This is a genomic window from Nostoc sp. DedQUE07 (assembly GCF_034530975.2).
GTDB lineage: Bacteria > Cyanobacteriota > Cyanobacteriia > Cyanobacteriales > Nostocaceae > Nostoc.
Map to the genome: position 1 here is coordinate 231,755 of NZ_JAVRCC020000001.1, position 23,542 is coordinate 255,296.

19 protein-coding genes are annotated in these 23,542 nt (G+C 42.9%); 7 read left to right on the forward strand and 12 right to left on the reverse strand.

Features of this window, described 5'->3' with window-relative positions; genetic code table 11:
• Positions 1-97: 97 nt before the first annotated feature.
• From RMZ95_RS00830 to RMZ95_RS00860, 7 genes are all read right to left on the reverse strand, one after another.
• Complete coding sequence (locus RMZ95_RS00830; protein ID WP_322682935.1) at positions 98-358, reverse strand: hypothetical protein; 261 nt, start codon at positions 356-358, stop codon at positions 98-100.
• Between the two features lie 179 nt (positions 359-537).
• On the reverse strand, positions 538-813 hold the full coding sequence (locus tag RMZ95_RS00835; protein ID WP_289798872.1) for a TM2 domain-containing protein: 276 nt from the start codon (positions 811-813) through the stop codon (positions 538-540).
• Between the two features lie 144 nt (positions 814-957).
• The gene (locus RMZ95_RS00840) at positions 958-1,083 is read right to left on the reverse strand and encodes a hypothetical protein (RefSeq protein WP_322674248.1); all 126 of its coding nucleotides are present in this window, start codon (positions 1,081-1,083) and stop codon (positions 958-960) included.
• Positions 1,084-1,590: 507 nt separating this feature from the next.
• Positions 1,591-3,165, reverse strand: coding sequence for a type II CAAX endopeptidase family protein (locus RMZ95_RS00845; protein ID WP_322682936.1), 1,575 nt, complete (start codon positions 3,163-3,165; stop codon positions 1,591-1,593).
• Positions 3,166-3,446: 281 nt separating this feature from the next.
• The gene (locus RMZ95_RS00850; protein WP_322682937.1) at positions 3,447-3,884 is read right to left on the reverse strand and encodes a DUF29 domain-containing protein; all 438 of its coding nucleotides are present in this window, start codon (positions 3,882-3,884) and stop codon (positions 3,447-3,449) included.
• 81 nt (positions 3,885-3,965) lie between these two features.
• Positions 3,966-4,640 (reverse strand): hypothetical protein, encoded by a 675-nt coding sequence (locus RMZ95_RS00855; RefSeq protein ID WP_322682938.1) that lies wholly within the window; start codon positions 4,638-4,640, stop codon positions 3,966-3,968.
• Positions 4,641-4,794: 154 nt separating this feature from the next.
• Entirely contained in the window at positions 4,795-6,723 is a 1,929-nt protein-coding gene (locus RMZ95_RS00860) for an alpha-amylase family glycosyl hydrolase (protein WP_322682939.1), read from the reverse strand.
• A gap of 484 nt (positions 6,724-7,207) precedes the next feature.
• On the opposite strand from RMZ95_RS00860, the gene RMZ95_RS00865 reads away from it, so the two are divergent.
• The 3 genes from RMZ95_RS00865 (at position 7,208) to RMZ95_RS00875 (ending at position 10,928) form a co-directional block, all read left to right on the forward strand.
• Positions 7,208-8,257, forward strand: a complete 1,050-nt coding sequence (locus RMZ95_RS00865) for a hypothetical protein (protein ID WP_322682940.1) — start codon at positions 7,208-7,210, stop codon at positions 8,255-8,257.
• Between the two features lie 270 nt (positions 8,258-8,527).
• Positions 8,528-10,342, forward strand: coding sequence for a protein kinase domain-containing protein (locus RMZ95_RS00870; RefSeq protein ID WP_322682941.1), 1,815 nt, complete (start codon positions 8,528-8,530; stop codon positions 10,340-10,342).
• Positions 10,343-10,709: 367 nt separating this feature from the next.
• Positions 10,710-10,928, forward strand: coding sequence for a hypothetical protein (locus RMZ95_RS00875; protein WP_322674241.1), 219 nt, complete (start codon positions 10,710-10,712; stop codon positions 10,926-10,928).
• Between the two features lie 130 nt (positions 10,929-11,058).
• Here RMZ95_RS00875 and ribD read toward each other — a convergent pair whose 3' ends face one another.
• From ribD to RMZ95_RS00895, 4 genes are all read right to left on the reverse strand, one after another.
• Positions 11,059-12,276 carry a bifunctional diaminohydroxyphosphoribosylaminopyrimidine deaminase/5-amino-6-(5-phosphoribosylamino)uracil reductase RibD gene (gene ribD / locus RMZ95_RS00880; protein WP_322682942.1) on the reverse strand — a complete coding sequence of 406 codons (1,218 nt, stop codon included), beginning with the start codon at positions 12,274-12,276 and terminating at the stop codon, positions 11,059-11,061.
• Between the two features lie 302 nt (positions 12,277-12,578).
• Positions 12,579-13,196: a rod shape-determining protein MreD gene (gene mreD / locus RMZ95_RS00885; protein ID WP_322682943.1), complete on the reverse strand. Its 618-nt coding sequence runs from the start codon at positions 13,194-13,196 to the stop codon at positions 12,579-12,581.
• Positions 13,197-13,221: 25 nt separating this feature from the next.
• On the reverse strand, positions 13,222-14,016 hold the full coding sequence (gene mreC / locus RMZ95_RS00890) for a rod shape-determining protein MreC (protein ID WP_322682944.1): 795 nt from the start codon (positions 14,014-14,016) through the stop codon (positions 13,222-13,224).
• A gap of 101 nt (positions 14,017-14,117) precedes the next feature.
• On the reverse strand, positions 14,118-15,125 hold the full coding sequence (locus RMZ95_RS00895) for a rod shape-determining protein (RefSeq protein WP_322674271.1): 1,008 nt from the start codon (positions 15,123-15,125) through the stop codon (positions 14,118-14,120).
• 375 nt (positions 15,126-15,500) lie between these two features.
• On the opposite strand from RMZ95_RS00895, the gene RMZ95_RS00900 reads away from it, so the two are divergent.
• A complete protein-coding gene (locus RMZ95_RS00900) occupies positions 15,501-15,863 on the forward strand; it encodes a single-stranded DNA-binding protein (protein ID WP_322682945.1) in 363 nt (120 codons plus the stop codon).
• Positions 15,864-16,001: 138 nt separating this feature from the next.
• Here the strand turns inward: RMZ95_RS00900 and RMZ95_RS00905 are convergent, their stop codons facing one another.
• Complete coding sequence (locus RMZ95_RS00905) at positions 16,002-16,745, reverse strand: SIMPL domain-containing protein (RefSeq protein WP_322682969.1); 744 nt, start codon at positions 16,743-16,745, stop codon at positions 16,002-16,004.
• A 325-nt stretch (positions 16,746-17,070) separates the two neighbouring features.
• Here RMZ95_RS00905 and RMZ95_RS00910 point away from each other — a divergent pair, with 325 nt between their 5' ends.
• The 3 genes from RMZ95_RS00910 to RMZ95_RS00920 all read left to right on the forward strand — a co-directional run bounded on the left by RMZ95_RS00910 (position 17,071) and on the right by RMZ95_RS00920 (position 23,467).
• Positions 17,071-18,549 (forward strand): cation:proton antiporter, encoded by a 1,479-nt coding sequence (locus RMZ95_RS00910; RefSeq protein ID WP_322682946.1) that lies wholly within the window; start codon positions 17,071-17,073, stop codon positions 18,547-18,549.
• A 628-nt stretch (positions 18,550-19,177) separates the two neighbouring features.
• Positions 19,178-21,052 carry an N-acetylmuramoyl-L-alanine amidase gene (locus RMZ95_RS00915; RefSeq protein WP_322682947.1) on the forward strand — a complete coding sequence of 625 codons (1,875 nt, stop codon included), beginning with the start codon at positions 19,178-19,180 and terminating at the stop codon, positions 21,050-21,052.
• Between the two features lie 501 nt (positions 21,053-21,553).
• Complete coding sequence (locus RMZ95_RS00920; protein ID WP_322682948.1) at positions 21,554-23,467, forward strand: N-acetylmuramoyl-L-alanine amidase; 1,914 nt, start codon at positions 21,554-21,556, stop codon at positions 23,465-23,467.
• The last annotated feature ends 75 nt before the right edge of the window (positions 23,468-23,542 follow it).

The window sequence follows — 23,542 nt, forward strand, 5'->3', positions numbered from 1 at the left end:
GTAGGCTAAATATGGAACTATGACTCAATGTCAACCATATTAAAATTATTAATTTATCGTACTTCGTTGAGCATCTAGACTATCGCTGCATTTTAATTCAACGTTCCAAGTTCTCAGATTTTTCTGTAGGGTTCTGAATTTTAAATTTTAAATTTTTAATTTTAAATTCCCCTACGGGGGGTTGACAGTTCCAACGTCGATAAGTGACATAAATAACAGCTGCCACTTGTATTGGCGCGATCGCAATCAGGTTTTTGAAGAAATAGTTGATTTCTAAATGAGATATAACGCTGAAATATCCTAAGCCTAACAAGAAGAACATTGTCCAGTTAAGCTGTTTAGGTTTGAAAATAAGCATATTATTAAAAATAAATATAGAAAGTAAAAGTGCTGTATAACTTTTGTTAAAGGTAAAAGGTGAAGCGGAAGGGAAAAAGGATGTTTCTTTGGTTGCTCTTTATCCCTGCGCTTTTGCTGCAATCCTAAACTTGGCAGGGAGTATCATTCTCTGCTTCCAGTAAGAAAGTTATTCTTGCACTAAAACCAGCCCTGCTTATTCACAAAATAGGTATTTACAAATCCTTCAGGGGATTTATTTAAGTAAATCATGCCTTCAATTAGACCTACAAGTTGCATAACTAACAAAGCAACGCCGTAGGTAAAAGAACCCCCAACTACAGAAATCACTAACATGATAAAGCCTTCCGAAGCGTATCCTAGAATAAACTTATGAACCCCGAATGCTCCCAGGATAATGCCACAGTAACCAGCTAGAAGTTGTTTGGTAGGGTGACTGGGGTTAAGATTTGCCATATAAGTGCTGCTCCTTGATAAGTGAGTATAAAAATAAAGTCTTTATTGTAATGGAAGCAAATACATTTACTTACTTAATAAATAGATTTTTAATTTTTTCAGTCTGAGTAAATCTCAAGATGAATAATTAAAATCAGCGTGCTTCTATTCCAAAGGAGACGCCAAGATGTCTTGCGGTATAGCCCGAACTGGCGCTCCTTGATGACTTTTGCTGGATTTGACGATCGCAAACCTTGGTGCAGCAGTTTTGCAGATTTTTAGCTCAGACATTTATCTTGAGCAGAATCAATCTTAAATAATCAGCAAAAGCTGCTACATACACCACTTTTTACAAGTCCATCAGTATTATTTCCGGATGTTTTTGCGTAGGCGTAGCCCGTCGTAGACATCGCACCAATGGCAAGACAACTGCGTGGCTAGTGGGAATCTAGAAGTGCAAAAGGCAGCTTCCATATCTTTATAACCGTTTTTTAGTTACCGATCCCCACTTCCATGAGCGCAAACCGGAATTGAATTCCAATTTATGACAGCTAAAAATGGTTCAAGAAGGCAATTAACATCTCGAAAAATGGCTAAAATCTACCTGAATGAGAATAAATGCTTAACTAGATAGTTTGTTGTCTATGTTAATAGCATTCTTTAATTTGCTTTTGCCATTATCGTAATTGGGTTTTCAGCTAGTATTTATGCTTGTAACCAATTATTACTAGTAAATTGTCTCTATCTAAGGAGATAAAATCAGATATTTTTGTTTTTGGCAACAGTACTATACCTGTATTAACTACTACCTAAAACGAATAAACTTAATAGTGTACCACTATTCCAAAGGCTGTGGAGGAGCATAGGAGCGAGGAGATTGCGCGATCGTGTGTAAACTACTCCTAAGACAATGCCTAATGCGGTCAGGGGGAGAATTTCCGATAAGCTGAGGTGAGCGATCGCAAACAACAAACTACTGATCAGAATTGCTCCCCACACGGGTAAGTAACGAGTAAGAGAGGGTAACAAAAAACCGCGAAAGAGGATTTCTTCAAAAAATGGAGCTGCGATCGCCGCTGTGGAGAAAAATATACCAAGTGCGATACCATCTTGACTTTCCAGCGCTAATTGCAACAGAGGATTACTCCCACCCTGTCCTTGCCATAGCTGCTGATTAATCAAAGATACCACCACAACTACAGGTAAAGCCGTGCAATAACCTCCTAGTCCCCACAAAAACCAGTTATCTTGAAAACGGAAGCGAAACCAGAATTCCGGTAGTGGAAAAAAGCGCTTGAGAGAGAAATACAGCACTAACAGCGCACCTAATGCTACTAAAAAGTAACTAACTAACACAGAAAATGCCTGAAGTCGCACATCTACAATCGGACGCGGAATGGGTAGCAACGATATTACTAAGGGCACAAAAATTTGCCCCATAAAGAAAAAGCCAATGATAAAAACCTGCAAAACCGTTTCACCACCCCAAGGAGTTGACCAGGGGATATCAGCATTTTGAGCTAATAAAGAGGCTTTTCTTTTCAACAAGCGTTGAGCAAATAATAAAATCAGCAGTATTAAACCAATTAAAGCTGCCAAGGTGGGAATAGTGCCAATAACTGCCAATTTAATTACTGCTTGAGCAGAAGATTCTTGTTGTGCGGCTTTTACTGCTGATAACGCATCTTGTCGTTGCTGGAGTTGGTATAACTTAACTAAAGCAGTAGAGCGAAACCAACCTTCTAAATTCTTTTGAATTGGTTCTTGAGCATTTGGGAGGATACGAGGAGGATTGCTCCACAGTCCAGTCAATACAGCGGCGGTTTCCCAAAACCCTGAATTAATATCTGAGCGTTGTTGTAATTCGCTCCAAGTCTTAAAGGCTGTATCCGTCTGTCCTTGCTGTGCTTGTAAAATTCCCAAGCGCAGGTCTAATTCAGCCAGTAATTTTTGTAATTGCTTAAAAGACTGTTGTAACTGTTGCTGTCCCTGTTTAGACGTTTCAATAGTGGGAGGAGCATCCGGTAGAGGTTTCGGAGGCGTGGGAGTTATTTTAGCTTGAGAGCGTAATTGTGCAAGTTTGTTGTTAACTTTGTCTAAATTAGCTTGAACTGATTGACGCGCCTCCTGATACTGCTTTGTAGCGCTTTCTAGAGGTTGCTCACCAAGTATTGCTTCCCGAATCGCTTGAAGTTTGTCATCACTGCTATCTTCTGATTGCCAAGCTTGAGCTTGTAAAGCAATATTTGTTTGGTATAGTTCCAAACTACTTTGAAATTGAGGTTCTTGCCAACTACCAAATAAAGCCGAAACTGCCAACAGAACTGCTATCGGCGTCATCACAAAAAATAAAACCAACCGCTTGAGTGTCATCTATCCCCCTTTAACTGACCAGTGGAGAGCGCGTCCCCCTTGGGAATTATCGCAATAAAAAGTCAGACGTGGATAGATATCATCAATATTATAAGTTTGCAATGAATGTGCGATGCCTGCGGTAAATGCTCGCCTATGCACCCACGATGTTAAATTACAGTAGTGTTCTCCCACCTTGAGGAAGCCGATAATCTTTGTTTTGAGCGATGAATCACTCACTACGAACTAGGATTTTATTTTATGTTTAATTATGCCTACTTACTGAGTCTCAGCAGTTTAACTTACAGGAATTCAGAATTAAGAACTTGTTCCATAGTAAAAGGACACTCAAGCGGAAAAGTTTCTATTGGCTTTTGAGTCTCATTTGCGGCATCTCGACAAGCGCGGCGATAATATTTCTGTATCCACTCCCAGTCTTCTAGAAGGCGCTGCAAACTGGGAGTATCTTCTAAACAATCTTGAATTTGGTTTCGGCAGTTTGAGATTGTGTTAATCCAACTTTTGGTTTTTCGCTCTGATTGATATTGGCTTTTGAGTAAGTGCATTAAAAGCACTTGTAAATAACTTCCAAGTTCCTTTTGTTCGCTCCGACCCAAAGCCTCTAGTTCCTCTACCAAATGTTCAACATCTAACTCAGCCCAGCGTCCTTTCTTCAGGCATTCAGCTTGTTGCTGCGTCCACACCAGAAAGTCCTGATTGTAGAGTGTCGTTTTACTCATCAACAGTTACCCCTTTGTTTTCAGCAACATTTTGCCTATTTTTGCTCAATGTTGACCCACAAATAATCTCACAAAAGTAATCTAGCAATTACTCCTCTCATCAGCATCGTCATCTTGCAGGTTGCATTGGGCACAGTAACCGCTGATACCTGGGTTGAAGATAAATTCCTTTTTGAGTTGAGGTTCACCATGTAATTGGTTAGGCGTATACCCTAAATTATCGATCCAAGTTACAAATGCATCTTTGTATGGATAATTTGCTGTCGATTTGTGCCCTTGGTTTTTATGAACAAGTGCAGTGAACGAAGCAGGTAAATGAACAGCCTTGTCACCGAAGTAGTAGAAGTGCCGTGACATCAAAACATTTATACCGCTTAAATCTGTTTCTTGATTACTGATGTTATGAACACTTGGTCGCAATACTGGTTGTTCTCCTTGGCTGTAATCATAGATGCAATCACCAATACGATACTCAAATATTTCGCTGTTCCACTTTGGAATTTTATGAGGGCTATGAACTCGGCAAAACTCGTCGTATTTTCGCAATGTCATTTTGTCCGTTACCTGCATTGCATATACAATGCAATCAGTAATATTTCCAATAGGTGACTGTGTAGAACCAAGTCCTACAACCCAATCTCCAATGCTTGCCGTTCGTCGAATAACAGGCTTGCAAATTGCGAGAGTGCAAAGTTCCCAAAATGGGTTAGGAGCCGCGCCATCATCATAACGTAGGCAGTAAGAGAAGAGTCTCATCAGTACAAAACTACTAAAGCATCTAACTACTACACTATGGCGCACACTGCGGTTCAAAACGCTTATTTATGTATTTTTTGTTACTTAAAATTCAAAAATAATGAAGAGTGAAGAATCAAAATTTTGATTCTTCACTCTACCTTATTCTATATTTCTAAGATTCTCTTCCCGATGCCCAGGTATCACGCCATTTGACAGTACCTTCTTTCGCAATCACCCAGCGGCGATTTACGAGATTTTCGCGTAGAGGCGATCGCCCTTCCCGCCACATGGCATATTTATAAGCAATTAGCTTACCAGCACTTTCATCAAAGGGAATTTCGGCAAACCAAGTATTGGTGTTGATGTACTCTAAAGGATAGGCTTTGCCAATATCCCAGTTACCTAACTCTGGGCAATCTCCTGTCACCACAATGATTTCACCAGGTTGAGTCTCTACGCCATTGAGTTGGACGCGGACAATTGTTTGTGCTTTTAACCGTTCGCCAACGTGGCTGAAAACAATCACTCCCCTTTCTTCTAGTACTAGGTCATAAATCTTGCCCTCTTTCACCTCATACTTGTTGCGAGTCACCACGCAGGTATGTTCGCCATCGGGCAATTCTGTTTCTACTTCTGGTAAAGTAACTTCTCCTCCCCGATTTAAAGCGACAAAACACACAGAGTCACGATAACGGCGTACATAGCAGTAAACATCCGCTGTTAAGTATTTTTGCCAGTGGCTACCCATTGATACGGCTGGATTCAGTCGCCGTAAGCCAGACAGCAGTCTGATGCAACGATAAATCTCACTCTCAGTATCCCAATTTTCCATCATTGGGCGGTTGTACGGGTCGTTGCCGCCATCAGTGTCGTTATGCAGATACTGTTCTGTGCCGTAATATATGCAGGGAATGCCGCGACAGGTCATAATTAAGGCGATCGCCACCTTCAGCATCGCTGGATCGGGATTCAGCGATTGGAAACGGCACATATCATGGTTATCAATGAAGGTAACTAGCTCTGTTGCCCCGTTGTAGCGATGATCTTGGTCAAAAATATATTGAATTGTTTGGAATCCGTTTTCTGAACCTTGTCCTAGTGCAGCTCGAATTGCCACGCACAAGCCAAAGTCTAGAAGTGTCATGCCTGAGTGGTTAACAAATTCCACTGAGCGATCGTCACTTGGATTACTATAAATCCATTCACCAAAAATGAATACATCTGGTTTGTGATTGGTCATCTCGCCAGTGAATTCTTGCCAAAACCAAATCGGCATGTGCTTGACAGTATCCACCCGCAGTGCATCTACACCCCGGTCTAGCCATTGTTTAATTGCTGACTTAATATACTCCCGATATTCCGCATTATTTTCATTGAAGGTTGCTAGACCAGATAATTCACAGTTTTGTACTTGCCAATCGTCTTCCCAATTTTGGACTTCGCCATAGTGGTGATACCAATTATTGACATCATTATTGAAATCAGCAATTTTGACACCATCATCATATAATTCACCTTTACTACCGCTAGTATCAGGTGTGCTATGGTTGCAGACAATATCCAGCACTAGCTTCATATTGCGCTTGTGCATTTCTGTAATTAACCGATCGAAGGTCGTATTTTTTTCTTCTTGAGTTGCGTTTAAAGAAGGGTTATCTCCCTCCGCAATGTATCGAGGATTAAGCCGTTTAAAGTCTTTTGTCCAATAGCCATGTATTGCTGCATTACCAACAAATAACTCCTCAACCTGCTCGAACAGGGGAGTTAACCAAAGAGCGGTAACTCCCATATTTTTGAGATAATCTAATTTATCGATGACACCTTGCAAGTCGCCACCCCAGTACTTACCCCAATCCTGTCTGGTTGGATCGTAAAGTTCTGAGTTTGCACCTTCGCTGTTATCTGGATCGCCATCATAAAAGCGATCGACTACGAGAAAATAAATTGTTTCCTGACGAAATTCAATATCTCTGGTGTAAAGGAACTCTAGAGCAATCTCAATATCTAACTGCGGTTCTTGTATAAGAGCTTCTACATTTTCCTTTGCAGGATCTACTTTATATTGATCCGGTGAAAACTGGGATGGTGGGGTTTGTACCATAAAAAACTCAAAATTTCATCTAATTCACACTTGCAGAACCAACAGTACAACGTTTCGAGTATTGTGTGTCACTACAAACTTCGGTATTGTGACATCCTGCTTACGGTGTAGGTATCTATCGCTAGCTAGTTTATAATTCTATCGGTAGATATAATTCATTTGCTAGAGGATAAAAATCAAGCAACATAGCAGTTATTAACGATAATTGCTGAGTTACAAAAATTTACAATATTTAATTAAATTAACCTGTAGTAAATACTGAGTTTGTCTGGTACTTAGGTGTATATTCGAGAAAAGATTTTAGAACACCTCAACTCCTTAGATGATATTAGTTGTCAATAAGGTTTAGTTGTTCCACCTGAGTAATACTGAGTAAACCACGTATCAGCCAACTTTTTCTCTAGAAGATTCGCTCCATTGGTAAACTGACCATTGTCACTTTCAATCTGTTATTACTATCAAGGAATTAATTTAGGTAGCAATTATGACTAAATATGACAAGGTTTTTAACTCACCAAAGACATCAGAGGAATCACTAAGTCCAGAGGAAGCGGTGGCGGCGATCGCAACTGTGACTGCGATCGCTGATTCATTTATTGAAGAGGTAGATGCAGAAAGTTTAGCGGGTATCCTCTGGGAATTCGAGGTTTTCGAGGAATACTCAGAAGATGACATTGCAGAAATAGTTGATAGACTCATCTCCATTGCCGAAGAAGAGGGAATTGGGCCTTTGTTTAATGCCGCCAAAGTATCTCTCTCAGACGAATTAGTGCTAGATGGTTTTGCAGCTGGGGTAATAGTGCTTTTAGACGATGACCTCGCCATCCCCAAATCGAAACAAATCTACCTGAAAAAGCTACAAGCAGCTTTAGAACTTGAGGATGAAGAAGCAGAGGAAATCATCAAGGAGGTAATTGCAGCCTTTAAAGAAGCAGAAGATGAAGAATATGCAGACGATGAAGATGAGACAGTAGTCATCGAAGATTTTAGCGAACAGACCTATCAATCCCCTTTAGGTAATTTTACCGTGCCGATTCCGGTCGATCCGCAGCAAGGCGGTAGAATTCAAAGCCAGGAAGGAGTAGTTGGCTTTTCTGATGACATCGGTACTTTACTGAGAATCGATTATTATCCTTTCCCCTTAGAACAGTTAGAGGAATTGGAGTCTGTTGGACAAGAAGAATATTTACAAACAATTTTAGTAGACAAGTATGTACCCCAAGCGATTTTTGCCAATGTACCAGATGCTTCTGTGGAATACACCGAATATCTGGAAAATACTTTGCGAGGCGCTTACTACGTGTTAATTGATATGCCCAAAGGTTCGACAATTTCTAAGCAAGAAAATAATGGAACTGCGATCAGATTAGATGCGTACCGGGGGTTGCTCACCTTTATCAGTGGTGAATTTTTGTATATAGTTAGTAGTCAGCACAGCTTTATTAACGGCGAAACTCCTGATTCTGTTGAGGAAGAGGCTGAAGACATCAAAGAAAGTATTTTAGAGTTTGTTGAGACTATAGAGTTCACTTAGTACAGTATTTCATTCATTCGTGGCGAATTAAATTTGGCAGGATTCTGCAATACCAATGCATTGGCTGGCATTAGACATAAGAATGAAGAGACGTAGCACTGCTACGTCTCTACAAGAATTCTGGATAACGCATATTTAATTTCACCAGAGTATATTCGCCTTGCCTTCGCTTATGTGATGTACATTTGGAAAGGGCGATGTCTGACGACAAGTTTGGAGAAGACAAGAAGTCTCAGGCTCCGCACTGGGTGTCTACGCTTATAATTTTTCATGACAATAACCCTGCTGAACAATCGCTATCAAGTTATCCAGGTAATCGGCGCTGGTGGGTTTGGCGAAACCTTTCTAGCAGAAGATGTTCACATGCCTTCTCGCCGCCGCTGTGTAATCAAGCAACTAAAACCGATAACCAATAATGACCCGCAAACCTACCAACTTATCCAACAACGGTTTGAACGGGAAGCCGCAACCTTGGAGTATTTGGGTGAAAGTAGTCACCAAATTCCCAAACTCTACGCCTACTTTTCTGAGAATGGACAGTTTTACCTCGTCCAAGAATGGATTCACGGTCAAACTCTGACAAAAATTGTCGAAGCCAAAGGATTTGAGAGTGAAACTGCTGTTCGGCGAATTCTCTTGAGTCTGCTTTGGGTTTTAGATTATGTCCATAGTAAAGGCATTATTCACCGGGATATCAAGCCAGATAACATTATTCTGCGTTCTATTGATAACGAGCCAGTTTTGATTGATTTTGGTGCAGTCAAAGAAACAATCCGTTCGGTAGTGAATTCTCCAGGATACCCCACGCGATCGCTTGTCATTGGTACGCCGGGATATATGCCTAGCGAACAAGCCGTTGGTCGCCCAGTTTACGCCACTGATATCTACAGTTTAGGTTTAACAGCAATTTATCTGCTGACTGGCAAACACCCGCAAGAACTAGTAACCGATCTAAAAACTGGGGAAATACTTTGGCAGCAGCACGTCCCTAACGTCTCTGCCCAATTGGCCGCGGTACTCAATCAGGCAATTAAGCCTCATGCTGGCGATCGCTACAGCACTGCCAGTAAAATGCTATATGCCTTGCAATCTGCTAGTAATATACCTACTGAGTTAACTGCAAATCCTTCTAGAGTTAGTTTTTCTCCCACCACATCGACTCGACAAACTCAGCCATTATATTCTCCGCAAAACAATTCTGCGATTCCAGGGTCTTCCAATCCTAGAAACTGGCAAAAATCTGCTGTGATTGTTGGTAGTTTGTTCATAGGCGGCTTGATTGGTGCAGTAGCAATTCCTAGCATCATTCGTCAGCAACAACCAGAAACAACCATTGGCACAAATCCCACGCCATCGCCAGAATCTTTTCCAACTTCTGCATCTACCGAACCGCCCGTTTCCTCCCAAACGTCTCCAGTTCCAGTTATCCCTAGCTCACCACCACAACGGCGACCAACCTCTAATTCCCCAGTTGTACCCATACCACAGCCAGAAAAAGAGCCTGTCACTTCAGATACTCCAGCACCGATAGCAGTATCCACACCACAGCCAGAACCAAAGGATGAGGTAAGCGCAGTTCCCAAACCAGAAGTTCGTTCCACACCACAAAATAAGCCGCGCAGTAAATTAGCTGCCACTGCCAGCAGAGAAAGCGTTCCCGCATTCCCTACAGGTACAACAAGAAACATCGTAGAAGCTACCCTCGGCAAACCAAATCAAGATTTAAGAGGCGCATGGGGCAAAACTCGTGCTGTCGTTTACAAACTAGTGCCAAACAAAATTGACCTTGGCTACTTATTCGATCGCAATTCTAAAACGCTGCGTCAAACTGAGGTATCTTTTGCTCAATCGGTAGATCCTGAAGTAATGGAGACTACCTTGAATGGAATGTTAGCAGGGCAAGCCACTGAAGAAATTAAGCAGGGACTCAAACAGGTACAACAGCGCCAATCTGATAATTTTAGTTTTAAAAATGGCTCAGTCAAGGGTCAAATTATCCGCCAACAATGTGATTTTATTTACATCAGCATTTGGGATGCAGATTTACATGATTTTGTAAATCCATCTACAGCCAAACAGTGTTAACTTTCTGGCAAACATTATTCTCAAAAGTTAGATTTTTGTATCCTACAAGACAGGCTCAGTATTCAACATAGTGATTCAAAAACTGACTTTATTCGGCTACAATCAAGATAATTTCAGTCTTCCCAAACACAAAAACCCAATTTTTAGAATTAGTGCATTTGTTTTCTAAATTTTGCAACTAAATCCATAAAAATCTGTGTTTCCCATTCCCCATTCTTTATTTTCAATTCTTAATCTTCATAAAGTTATAAATACCATTATTAAGTTTTTAATAATACTTGTCTCAGCTTCTACATTCATGTCGTAAAGTTCGATTGGAATTGTGTAATCTGAAGACAGCAAAGCTAAATTATTCAATTGAGGTCTGATGACTCCTACAATCATACGTCAGCTTTGGTCAGTGGTTGAAACCGCTCAAGCCAAGCTCCTTTTACAACTGGATGATGCTAGCTTGGTGCAGTGGTTAGTGAAACAAACCGAAACGCAAGTGTTGTTAGATTCTAACGAAACTGATTTTCTTAGCCACTACATTCAATCTCGACTAGCCCTCATACGCGATCTTGCCCATGAACGCCAATGTTCATGATGCCTACGGCGGTCACTGAGCTTTGTCGTACCACTTCGTGGAAGCAAGCTACGCGCAGCGTCTCGCAGAGAAGTGCGGGCTACGCCAACGCAAAATCAAGATAAATAAATAGATCGATCGTCAAGTGTTATTACTGTTGACTATTAGCTTTTGGGGAAAGATAACCTTCCACTAAGCAGTCAGAGCCTACTACACGCCAACGAACACGTTCTAAAGACAACGCCTCAGTCATGGTAGTAAAACCTAAATCGCCCACTGGTGTGGGAGCAATACTACCACCAATGATCTTTGGGGCAATAAATGCCAAAACTTTTTGCACTGCTCCTTGAGCGATCGCACTAGCAGCTAAAGTACCACCACACTCCCACAGCACGCTACAAAAACCTCGTTCATATAAGTACGCCATTGCCTTATCCGGTGTCAGTGATGCTAATTCCACCACCTCCACACCCTGGTTGAGCAACAGGTTTTGAAAATCGGGGTTAGCACCCTTCTGTGTCAACACCAAAGTTGGAGCATCCGCGGTTTGCCACAGATGGGCACTGCCCGGTAAGTTAAGATGGCGACTCATCACCACTCGTAGGGGATTATGTGCCCCCACCTGATGGCTGGTTAAGTAAGGATTATCTTGTCGGACTGTATTACCGCCGACAATTATGGCATCACAAGCCGCCCGCACTAGATGTACTTCACTGCGGGCTTCTTGACTTGTCACCCAAGCGCTATGACCAGAGGTAGTAGCAATTTTGCCATCTAAAGTCATGGCATATTTTAAAATTCCCAAAGGTCGCTTATAAAGAATGCGATGCACAAAAGCTTCATTTAGCTGACGACAGGCTTCTTCTTCTACTCCAACCAATACTTCAATTCCTGCCGCTCGTAAACGGGCGATGCCACCTCCAGCTACCAGTGGATTGGGGTCAACCATACCTACTACTACTTTTGCCACCCCGGCTTCAATCAATCCTTCCGAACAAGGGGGAGTACGTCCGTAGTGATTGCAAGGTTCGAGGCTAACGTAGATTGTTGCACCACGCGCGCGATCGCCTGCTGCCCTCAAGGCAAACACTTCTGCATGAGGCTCACCTGCGCGAGGATGAAATCCTTCGCCGACAATTTCGCCATCCTTGACAATCACCGCTCCCACTAACGGATTGGGCGAAGTCCGCCCTAAAGCGCGACGCGCAAGTTCCAAACACCGCAGCATCATACGAGAGTCAAAGTCAGTTCCTACTTTTTGCTTCGGTGGTGAATTCGAGCCAGCTGCTGACTCCACTATTGGTGTATTTTCCTGAGTGTAATTTGGTAAGGATGCATCTGCTTGAGCGATTACTGGGGAATTATCCATAATTTTAGGCAACACTGTAAATATTCTGCACGCGATCGCGCAGCCTCTCCACAAGAGAATCGCGCTTTGCTCCTGATAATTAAACAGTAATATCTAGGCGCTATTATTGGCTGTCTTAACTTACATGAGTCTGTAATATTCAGACTTACAGTTCACTGTAACTTGAATCCATATTGCCAGAGGTTGCTCAAATTCATAAAGATTTAGGTTACAGGGTACAAAAGATAATTTTCTTTACTGTCACCTGTAACCTATTCCCTTCCTAACTCCTAATTCTTGTACAGACGCGATTAATCGCGTCTCTATTGCTCCAATAATTTCATCCGCTGCCACCAAAGATTCAACGGATAATAGACGACAGGCGCCCACAGACTACTCAAAATGGCAGAGGCCAGAGCGACGCGCTGATAATATGTCCAAATATCTGTCACCTTACGCTCATTGCCCAGCAAAGTTAATTGCAACCCAAAGATAGTTTCTGCCAAAACTGCCAAAACAAAGACAATTACAGCAATCGAAATAAAATCTTCTTCGATAAAACGCTGTTTCTGGAGCAGACCAGTTAAAGCCCCCACTATCCCTAAACTGATGGCATGAGTCGGGCTAGGTGATGTCATCGAATCTTGGAGTAGTCCCAGAACTATACCGGCTAATGCTCCGGCAAACACTGTGCGCTTCACACTCCAAGCTACCACCCAAATTAATAACCAGTTAGGGCCAATTCCCAACAATTCCATACCTGGGAATCGGGTTGGTAATAATAGCAAACATAACAGTACAGAACTAGCCGTCACTATCCAACCAAACAACTGACGTATACCGGGATGCCAACGAGCAAGCGGCTGGATTCGGAATTTCGATTTTCGCTCTGACGATTTTGGCTTTTTCTGCCTGCTACCACCAAATGCAGGAATCTTCATTTTTCTAGTGATTTTTTCAAAGAATTTACTTAGACTTTTGCGGCACTTGATTTGCCGACTCTTGGTTTTCTGGCTTGGGATAAACAGCTACCCAATCAAGAGAGCGGATTGGCGGAAAAAGCTCAATTTTTGCCACTGATGCTGGGAGTTTCTTTAAATCCAGCGACTTAATTCGTCCTACTGCCAAACCGGAGGGAAATTTCTGACTATAAGTAGATGTGGAAACTAAATCTCCTACTTTGACATTTGGAACTTTTTCATAAAACTCCAATACAGCTTCAGCAGAAGAATCTCCTCGCAAAACACCTTTAGCTGCTGTGCGACTAATCGATACACCCACTTGACTCTTGAGGTCACTGATTAACAACACGCGGCTAGTATTAGGAGTTACGCTCTCCACCAAACCCACCAATCCGCCTTCTGCTTTGACTATGAAGCCTTCCTGAATCCCTGCACTCGCACCGCGATTCAGCGTCACTTGTTGCCACCACTGGTCAGCACTACGTCCCACCACCCGTGCTGGAACTGGCCGTGATGCTAGTGGCTCTTTTTCCACATAGCCTAATAAATCTTGTAATTTTGTCTTTTGACTTTCCAAATCTACTATACGGGTTTGCAATTCCATTATCCGGGCATCTCTAAGACGTTCTTCTGGAGTTGGCCCTGACTGCAACATCTCTAATGGGCGGGTAATTGCCTGATATGTCTCAAGCACTAGTTCTCCTTGAGTCTGTCGCAATATCCAAGCACTACCAACTACTAAAGCTAACAAGCCAATTTGCAACCCTTTACGATCCCACCAACGCCGTATTGTCACCATATATACCTACATGTACTTATATAAATTAAGTTCTACTTGGATTCTATGTATATAGAACCCAAATAGAACTCAAATAGAACTCAAGTCTGATATTTTTTTTGTTACATATTGCGAGAGCTTTCGATAACAACTCGTTCCAACTGTTTAAAGTTTTCTAACACACGACCTGTTCCCAGCACAACACAGCTCAAAGGATCGGCAGCAATGTGGGTAATAATCCCTGTTTCATGGCTAACAAGGGTATCTATGCCTTTGAGCAAAGCACCGCCACCAGCTAACATAATCCCTCTGTCAATAATGTCTGCTGCCAGTTCTGGCGGTGTGCGTTCTAGTGTCCGCTTCACAGCTTCGATAATTACTGATAGCGGTTCCATCATACTTTCACGGATTTCTGGGGCTTTGATGGTTACAGTTCGCGGTAGACCCGAAAGCAGGTGTAAGCCTCGGACTTCCATCATGGCGTCATTATCATCATTAGTCGGATAGGCAGAACCAAGCCGAATCTTGATTTCCTCGGCAGTACGTTCACCAATGACTAAATTATGAACTTTCTTAATATACTGAACGATCGCATCAGTCAGTTCATCTCCAGCAATGCGTACTGATTCGCTGATTACCGTACCTTGAAGACTCAGCACTGCAACTTCTGTTGTCCCACCACCAATATCGATGATCATGTTGCCAGTTGCTTCGGCAACAGGTAGTCCTGCACCAATAGCCGCAGCTACAGGTTCATCGATTAAATAGACTTTTCTGGCTCCTGCTTGGTGAGCTGCATCCATCACCGCTCGTCTTTCTACTCCTGTAACGCCACTGGGAATACCAATGACAATCCGGGGTAGAATTAGAGATTTACCTTCATTTACACGCTGAATAAAGCTTTTGAGCATCAGCTCGGCTATATCAAAGTCAGCGATTACACCATCCCGCAAAGGACGCAAAGCAATCACATTTCCCGGCGTGCGACCGAGCATTTTTTTGGCTTCTTCTCCTACTGCTAGTGCAACCTTTTCGTTGACATCGATAGCAACTACAGAAGGTTCTTGTAGTACAATACCTTTACCAGATACATAAACCAGGGTGTTTGCAGTACCAAGGTCGATACCCATATCCCATGAAGTGCGAAAGTTCCTAAAAATACCCACGCGTCTGTAAGCCCCCTATGTGCGATACTTTTTTTGACTACAACGGTAAGAGTTAATCGTGCTTGATTCGATTATGTTTGTATCCTAAGTTGAGTAAACTAGACAATATTTTTATATGATTCCCAGAAATATTTAGTATGTCTCAAGCGCCGTACTTTTTGATATTCTCTGGTTAACTTAGTATATCCGTATACTTTTATGTGTTTACTCCAAATAATGTGTATAAATTTTCAAGTCAATTATATTGTTAACTGTTTAACACATTATTTTCAAGTCTTTCACAATTCGCTATGATGAAAGTCGAAATTGCTAAGTACGTTTGTACTGAAAGGTAACACGATGAGTATCAATGTTGTCACCCTCATTGGTCGTGTAGGCGGCGACCCGGAGATTAAGTATTTTGAGTCTGGTAGTGTGAAGTGTAAATTAACACTAGCTGTTAATCGTCGCACAAAAGAAGGTGAACATACCGACTGGTTTAATTTGGAACTATGGGGAAAAACGGCGGAGGTGGCAGGCAATTATGTACGTAAAGGCAGGCAAATTGCTGTCAAAGGTTCTTTGAAGTTTGACACATGGAGCGATCGCCAAACAGGAGCAAACCGATCGTCACCAGTGATTCAAGTAGATCAACTTGATTTATTAGGCTCTAAGCGAGATGCAGAAGGCGGTACAGGAGATATGTCTTCAGAACATTTTTAATTGAGCATCCCTTCGGCTCCGCTCAGGGCAAGTGGGCATTGATTATTAGTCCTTTGCCTTTACAAATGACAAAGCGCAAAGTCTGAGCGCCGGCTTCCGGCGATCAGAACTTTGTAAGAGAGGACTAATGACAAATGACTAATAACTAATTTGCAACGTCACCGATGCTTCTACTTGCTGTTCACCACCAACAATCGGCGTGGAAGCATCAGCTGATTTGGCAGCCTCAGCCCGTAAAAACATTGGTGGTGGTGGAGGCGCACTGGCATTATTAACTTGAATGCTGACTATTTCTTTGGATTTAAAACCCAAGGCACTAAAAACGGCATCAGCTTGCTGCCGCGCGTCTTGAGTAGCTTCTTTTAATGCTTGCTTTTGAGCCGCGGCGATCGCTTCATCTTTCGCAACAAAAGTAATGCCGTTAATTTGTGTTGCACCGGCTTTGACTGCATCATCCAATAATGTCCCAGCTTGCTCAACAGGAATACTAAAACTCACAGTGTTAGTGGCAGCATAGCCTGTAATTCGCTGCACATTATTGGTGTAGCTGTAAACCGGATTGAGACGAATACCGGTAGTTTGTAATTTTTCAACATTTTTGCTCTTGAGAAACGCAACCACTGCCGATGACCTCTGAGCGGCTTCTTGCTGTACCTCTTGGGCTGTTTTCCCCTGAATCTCCACTCCTAAACTAACTTGTGCCAGAGTTGTCGGAATTGTTTCGACTCCGCGACCACTGACACTAAGGGTTCGTGACAATCTATCTTTTTCTTGTGCGAATGCAGGTAGTGCAAAAGTTGCACATACAAGCATTGCTAAAGGCAGTATTTTCCACAGGTTTGCCGATGGAAAATGAGAACCGGGTAAAGCGGCTCTAGTCATCATATTTGCACTCCTCAAAGTATCCACAGATGTTTTAAATAAAGGTATATAGCAATCTGCTGCTGGTCGTTGAGAACCAACAGCCACCACAAGTTTTTCACAACTTAAGTGCGATCGCTAGATACGATTCGTATGTTCTTACTTTGACACTGCGATCGTCAAAAGCTGAAATGGTTACATTTTTTGAAACTAAAAAAATTACACTAGTACTGCACAGCCTAAATGAAACGTTTACGCCGTATTCATTTTGAATTCGGATTGCTTCTCCATAGGATGTTTTTCAGAAACGCGTCAAAATCAAAGAGAAGGATTTTCAGAGAACCTAATGCATTTGTTAGAACCAATCAACTTCTCTTTTCCTCTGCTGGCTAGCGCAACACAAGCCGCAGACAGTTCAATAGTAGTCGAAGCAGTGCTACTAAGCTTAGTAGTCATTTATCTCGCCAGCAAAGTTGGTGGAGAGTTATCAAACCAAGTGGGTTTGCCGCCTGTTTTAGGCGAACTCGTTGGCGGTGTGGTAGTTGGCATCTCTGTTTTCCATCTTTTAGTGTTTCCAGAAGGCGGCACAGACAGTTCTAATTCTTTGATTGTGTCCTTCCTTCAAACCACTGCTGGTTTAACGCCTGAAGCCGCTCCAGCAGTGTTTGCAGCCCAGTCCGAGGTCATTTCCGTTCTGGCAGAATTGGGTGTGATCATTTTGCTGTTTGAAATCGGCTTGGAGTCGAATTTAAAAGATTTAATGGCAGTTGGTATTCAAGCTACTGTTGTCGCAGTAGTTGGGGTAGCAGTACCCTTTGCTGCTGGGACTGTGGGTCTAATGACTTTGTTTGGGATTAGCGCTATACCTGCAATTTTTGCAGGGGCGGCTTTGACTGCTACTAGTATTGGGATGACATCCAAAGTGCTGTCAGAATTGGGGCGGCTCAATTCTAAAGAAGGGCAGATTATTTTGGGTGCTGCGGTAATTGATGACGTACTAGGAATCATCGTTTTAGCGGTAGTTGCCAGTTTAGCTAAAGACGGCGTGGTGGATGTCAGCAAAGTGATTTATTTGATTATCAGTGCCACTGGTTTTATTTTGGGAGCAATCCTACTAGGGAATGTTTTCAATAAGTCCTTTGTAGCGATCGCCGATCAACTCAAAACACGAGGTGGACTAGTAATCCCAGCATTCGTCTTCGCTTTTGCTATGGCATACCTGGCCGCCGTCATCCAGTTAGAAGCAATTTTAGGAGCTTTTGCAGCTGGTTTAGTTCTAGAAGAAACAGATAAGCGTAAAGAACTGCAAAGGCAAGTCTGTCCCATTGCCGATATGTTAGTGCCAATTTTCTTTGTGACTGTTGGCGCAAAAACCGATTTGGGAGTTTTAAACCCAGCAATTCCCGACAATCGTGAAGGTCTAATTATGGCAACTTTCCTGATTACAGTAGCCATTCTCGGTAAAGTAATCACAGGTTTAAGCGTGTTTGGTCAACCGGAAATCAACCGTTTAGCGATCGGTGTGGGGATGATTCCTAGAGGCGAGGTTGGGTTAGTGTTTGCTGGTGTCGGCGCTGCCAGTGGCGCTCTCTCGAAACCATTAGGAGCAGCAATTATCATGATGGTTATCTTGACAACCTTTTTAGCTCCTCCATTGTTACGATTTGTGTTTCCAGATCCAAAAACCGTGGACGGAAATTCAGAGCAACTAATTTTAGACGGTTCCTCTGGGACTTCGTTGGTAATTGAACCACCTCAGTCGAGGGTGCCAGCATCAAATGACAGCAGCAATTTGGGAGTAACTCCAGATTCTGGCGATCGTTAATTATTGGGAATGGGGAATGGGGAATGGGGCGTTAGGAGTTCTGAGTAATGAGTAATGAGTAATGAGTTAGGAGTTAGGAGTTATTCTCCTCCTGCTCCCCTGCTCTCCTGCTCCCCTGCCCCTCTGCTCCAATTGTGCAGTGGAAACTTCTATCCTCAAATCTCCGTCCCGTGTGATTGTAGAATAATCATTTGTTTATAATTTCTACCAGCATTCAGAATGTTACTTAATTTCTAGTCTCCCTGGGCTTGTGAGCCTTTATCTGAATATTTTCCAGATAATTGGGGAGTAACACCCATAATTTTGCTAGATCGTTTGACAGTAATGGGAATTATTTATTCAGTGCATCGATGGCAGCAAAGAACAAACACTTATCAGTAAACAGCTATCAATTATCAGTTTTCTAGCTTTATTGGGAGTCAGAGTTCTCCACCTGTAAAGGTGGAAGGTTTCGCATGGGGATTTAAACTTAATTTGAAACCCGATCGATGATTTAAGTGTGTCTAAATACTGGCTTAAAAATCAAACAAGGGATTCAGAAGTCAAGTTTAAGTGGTGATGGTGTGATGATTTACCAATGAGTTGAGATATTGACGGCTCCCATGAATGTGAATTAGGAGAAAGGACTGTGAAATTACATTGGTTACTAGCCAGCACTATTGGAACTATCTTCATGCTATCGTCGCCAGCAATGGCCGCGAGACTTGAATCTTGGCGCTTTGATGCCAATCAAAACAGGCTGGAAATTAATACTGTGGGAGCAGTTCAACCCCAAGCACAACTAATTTTCAACCCAACTCGGCTGGTAATTGATTTGCCGGGAACTACATTTGGTCGTCCGCAGTTAACTCAACAGGTGGGTGGTGGAATTCGCTCAATCCGTGTTGGACAGTTTGATATCGATACAACACGCATAGTTGTCGAATTGACTCCTGGTTACAGTTTAGACCCGAAACGAGTGAAATTTGTTGGTACAACTGGCGATCGCTGGACGGTGCAATTACCGAAACCAGAAGTCGAAAAAGTAGCTTCATCTCCTAGAAGTGCTTACAGTGTAGTTACCCCAGACTCCGAACGTCAATCTAATATTTCAAGGGTTGCTACTACTACACGAGGGGCAACTCAAATTGAGAGCTTACAGGTAACAGGTGATGGGTTGTTCATTCGTACCAGTGGTGGTAATCCTCCGATTCAGGTAATTCGTAGCCGCGATCGCGCTACCATCTTTCTAGATATATCTGGTGCATCTTTATCACCACGTCTGACGCAGCAGAGTAATATACCCGTTAACAAACATGGTATTAGCCGCGTCGAATTCACCTCATTGCAAAGCCAACCTCCTGGTGTCCGCCTAACTTTGCGAGTAGATAAAAATAGCCCAGATTGGCGAGCAACTAATAGTAGCGATGGTGGTTTGATTGTTTTACCTAGTCGGGTTGTCAGATTGCCTAGAAGTAATAATTCGGACAATCAGTCAGAAGCCGTTTCCTTTCCCAGTAGAGCATCTACCAATAACTCGCCAGCAACAATTGAATCTGTGCAACTTGCTGATAATGGCAAACAATTGCTAATTAGAGGCAACCAACCTTTATCTGCTACGGGAACCTGGGATAGATCCTTAGGTATTTTCCGAGTCACAATTACCAATGCCAAGTTAGCTCCCAGAGTTATAGGGCCTACTTTTGCTCCCAATAGCCCTATTCTTCGGGTACGTCTGCAACCTCAAGCATCCAATACAGTGGTTGTTTTGGTTCAACCCGCAGGAGGAGTGCAAATTGGGCAACCCCAGCAAATCGGCGACCAGCTTTTGGTACCAATACAAGGTTCTCGGCGAGTTGTCACCCTTCCCGGAAGACCACCCTATGCTTTACCTGGGCTACCACCGCCGAACCGCGGGCCATTCCCAGACCCAAACAATCCAAATCCGCGACCCCTAATACAACCACAGCGCCGAGTTACCAATGGGCGAGTGGTAGTTATTATTGACCCCGGACATGGTGGTAAAGACTCAGGAGCGCTTGGCATAGGTGGGGCGCGCGAAAAAGATGTTATCTTGCCTATTGGTAAAAGGCTAGGTGAGATTTTGCAGCAAAATGGCGTACAGGTTATTATGACGCGCGATTCTGACTATTTTGTTACTCTTCCGGGACGGGTGCAATTAGCAGAGCGAGCTAATGCTGATGTATTTGTTAGCATCCACGCTAATTCCGCAGGTGCGAGTCGTCCCGATGTTAATGGGTTAGAAACGTATTATTACGACAGTGGTTTGGGTCTAGCTCGCATTGTCCATAACAGTATTCTCCAAAGCCTGAATGTCAGAGACAGGGGAGTGCGGCGAGCCAGATTTTATGTCCTCAGAAAAAGTTCTATGCCCTCTATTCTCGTGGAAACGGGTTATATGACTGGTCGACAGGATATGGCTAGGCTCAGAACCTCAGCTTACCAAAATCAAATGGCAGAAGCGATCGCTCGTGGGGTTCTTCAGTATCTAAAGAGAAGATAAGTAATTTAGTCTAAATTTCTAAATTGTTGAGTAAGTACATCTAATCTTTACCATTTTTATCCAATTTAGTAGTAAAACAATTTAAGTATTCTTGCGGCGGAATAAGAGTAGCTTCTTTGTTATTGTCATTTGATACTTTGCAATTCAACAAATTTTGGATTTTAGATTGTCCTGCGGAACGCTATGTGTAGCTTGCTTCTTTGGAAGGTACGGCTACACTCAGTCAAACTATTTTGGATTTGTATCACCTACAACAGGTGGTAGTGTAGCAAGACCCTAGTCTGGCAGAAAACTAAAATCGGGAATCTAAAATCTAAAATTGGCAGTCAAATTTATATAGGCTAGTGGCATGGCAAAATCAGAGGAGCGTGCTATATTTTACGCCATTAGCTGTGTCTTAATAACAGCGCAAAACTCAAGTGTGCGCGGTGACGGTGTGAGGATTAGCCAATATGTTGAGATGTTGACGGCTCCCATAAATGTGAATCAGGAGAAAAGACTGTGAAATTACGCTGGTTACTATCCAGTACTATTGGAACCATCTTCATGCTATCGTCGCCGGCAATGGCCGCGAGACTTGAATCTTGGCGTTTTGATGTCAATCAAAACAAGCTGGAAATTAATACTCAAGGGGATGTTCAACCCCAAGCACAATTAATATTTAACCCGACTCGTCTAGTAATTGATTTACCAGGAACCACATTTGGCCGCCCGCAGCTAACCCAACAAGTGGGCGGTGCAATTCGTTCAATCCGTGTTGGACAGTTTGACGAACAAACAACGCGCATAGTGGTTGAACTAACTCCTGGTTATAGTTTAGACCCCAAACGAGTGCAATTTGTGGGTACAACTGGCGATCGCTGGACAGTGCAATTGCCTAGACCAGAAGCGGACAATGTACCTGCAAGAAACACTGAAGGGCAACCAGAACAAGCTATAGCCTCTGATACTTCACCCAGAACATCTACACCAACATTTCCCCCAAGGAATATTTATAATGTGGTAACAAGCGGCTCTGTAAATCCACTGAACACCAGAGCGCTGAACAACAGAATGGTTGTCGCCAAAGTTACTCAAATTGAGAACTTACAAGTCACTGGTGATGGTTTTTTTGTCCGTACCAATGGTGGTAATCCTCAGATTCAGGTAAATCGTAGCAACGATCAAAAGGCAATTAACATTGATATTACTGGCGCAACTCTATCACCAAGTTTAGAACAGCGAGATTTGTCAATTAATCGCTATGGTGTTAGCCGTATCCAGTTCAGCCAGCTGCAAACTAGTCCATCTGTTGTTCGCCTGACTTTACAAGTAGATGAAAATAGTCCAAATTGGCGAGCAACCACTAGCAGTGTTGGTGGTTTTGTGGTTCTACCCAGTCGTGGAGTTGCCCAGTTGCCTGGAAGTAACAGTCCACGTCCCATAGCACCAAGTAACACACCTGCTAGCATTCAGTCTGTACAACTGGCTAATAATGGTACACAACTGCTGATTCGAGCCGACCAAACTTTGTCTGCTACAGGAGGCTGGGATAGAACCTCTGGTCTGTTCCGCATCACTATCAACAATGCTAAGTTAGCTCCGAAAGTCACAGGCCCGACTTTTAATCCTAATAGCCCGATTTTGCGGGTACGCCTGCAACCACAAGAATCCAACACTGTCACCGTCTTGGTTCAACCAGCCGCTGGAGTACAAATTGGGGAACTCAACCAAGTTGGCGACCAGCTTTTAGCTTTAGAATTACGACGTAGTAGCAGCATCACACCACCCATTGCTTTACCTCCTCTGCCATTACCAGACCAAGGACAATTACCAAATCCCATAGATAATCCCCGTCCAATCTCCCAGCCACAGCCACGCCCCTCAGTTCCCAGAGGGAAATTGCTAGTAGTTATTGACCCAGGACATGGTGGAAAAGACTCAGGTGCCCCTGGATTGGGAGGACTTTTAGAAAAGAATGTGATTCTGCCTATTGGGAAAAGGGTAGGAGCAATTTTAGAGCAAAATGGTGTACAAGCGGTACTAACCCGGGATGCCGACTTTTTCGTAGAACTTCAGGGACGGGTAGATATTGCCAAGCGAGTTAATGCGACTTTGTTTGTCAGTATTCACGCTAATTCCGTTGATAATCGCCCTGATGTCAATGGGTTAGAAGTATATTATTTCGATAGTGGTTATGGTCTGGCTGAAGTAGTTCGTAAAACCATTCTCCAGGACATCGGTACTATTAAAGATCGGGGAACTCGCAAAGCGAGATTCTATGTTCTCAGGAAAAGCTCCATGCCTTCGATTTTGGTAGAAACAGGCTATATGACTGGTTACGAGGATAATCCCAGATTGGGAACACCAGAATATCAAAATCGGATGGCAGAAGCGATCGCTCGTGGCATTCTAAAATACTTACAGCAGAGGTAATATAGTACAAATTACTAATTAAAGAGGTGGTATTTAAACTTCTTTGACGCGCAGAATTTAGTAGTCAAATTAGAG

Coding starts and splice junctions, on each gene's coding strand:
- RMZ95_RS00830 (WP_322682935.1), bottom strand. CDS start 358: ATGCTTATTTTCAAACCTAAACAGCTTAACTGGACAATGTTCTTCTTG.
- RMZ95_RS00835 (WP_289798872.1), bottom strand. CDS start 813: ATGGCAAATCTTAACCCCAGTCACCCTACCAAACAACTTCTAGCTGGT.
- RMZ95_RS00840 (WP_322674248.1), bottom strand. CDS start 1,083: ATGTCTGAGCTAAAAATCTGCAAAACTGCTGCACCAAGGTTTGCGATC.
- RMZ95_RS00845 (WP_322682936.1), bottom strand. CDS start 3,165: ATGACACTCAAGCGGTTGGTTTTATTTTTTGTGATGACGCCGATAGCA.
- RMZ95_RS00850 (WP_322682937.1), bottom strand. CDS start 3,884: ATGAGTAAAACGACACTCTACAATCAGGACTTTCTGGTGTGGACGCAG.
- RMZ95_RS00855 (WP_322682938.1), bottom strand. CDS start 4,640: ATGAGACTCTTCTCTTACTGCCTACGTTATGATGATGGCGCGGCTCCT.
- RMZ95_RS00860 (WP_322682939.1), bottom strand. CDS start 6,723: ATGGTACAAACCCCACCATCCCAGTTTTCACCGGATCAATATAAAGTA.
- RMZ95_RS00865 (WP_322682940.1), top strand. CDS start 7,208: ATGACTAAATATGACAAGGTTTTTAACTCACCAAAGACATCAGAGGAA.
- RMZ95_RS00870 (WP_322682941.1), top strand. CDS start 8,528: ATGACAATAACCCTGCTGAACAATCGCTATCAAGTTATCCAGGTAATC.
- RMZ95_RS00875 (WP_322674241.1), top strand. CDS start 10,710: ATGACTCCTACAATCATACGTCAGCTTTGGTCAGTGGTTGAAACCGCT.
- ribD (WP_322682942.1), bottom strand. CDS start 12,276: ATGGATAATTCCCCAGTAATCGCTCAAGCAGATGCATCCTTACCAAAT.
- mreD (WP_322682943.1), bottom strand. CDS start 13,196: ATGAAGATTCCTGCATTTGGTGGTAGCAGGCAGAAAAAGCCAAAATCG.
- mreC (WP_322682944.1), bottom strand. CDS start 14,016: ATGGTGACAATACGGCGTTGGTGGGATCGTAAAGGGTTGCAAATTGGC.
- RMZ95_RS00895 (WP_322674271.1), bottom strand. CDS start 15,125: ATGGGTATCGACCTTGGTACTGCAAACACCCTGGTTTATGTATCTGGT.
- RMZ95_RS00900 (WP_322682945.1), top strand. CDS start 15,501: ATGAGTATCAATGTTGTCACCCTCATTGGTCGTGTAGGCGGCGACCCG.
- RMZ95_RS00905 (WP_322682969.1), bottom strand. CDS start 16,745: ATGACTAGAGCCGCTTTACCCGGTTCTCATTTTCCATCGGCAAACCTG.
- RMZ95_RS00910 (WP_322682946.1), top strand. CDS start 17,071: ATGCATTTGTTAGAACCAATCAACTTCTCTTTTCCTCTGCTGGCTAGC.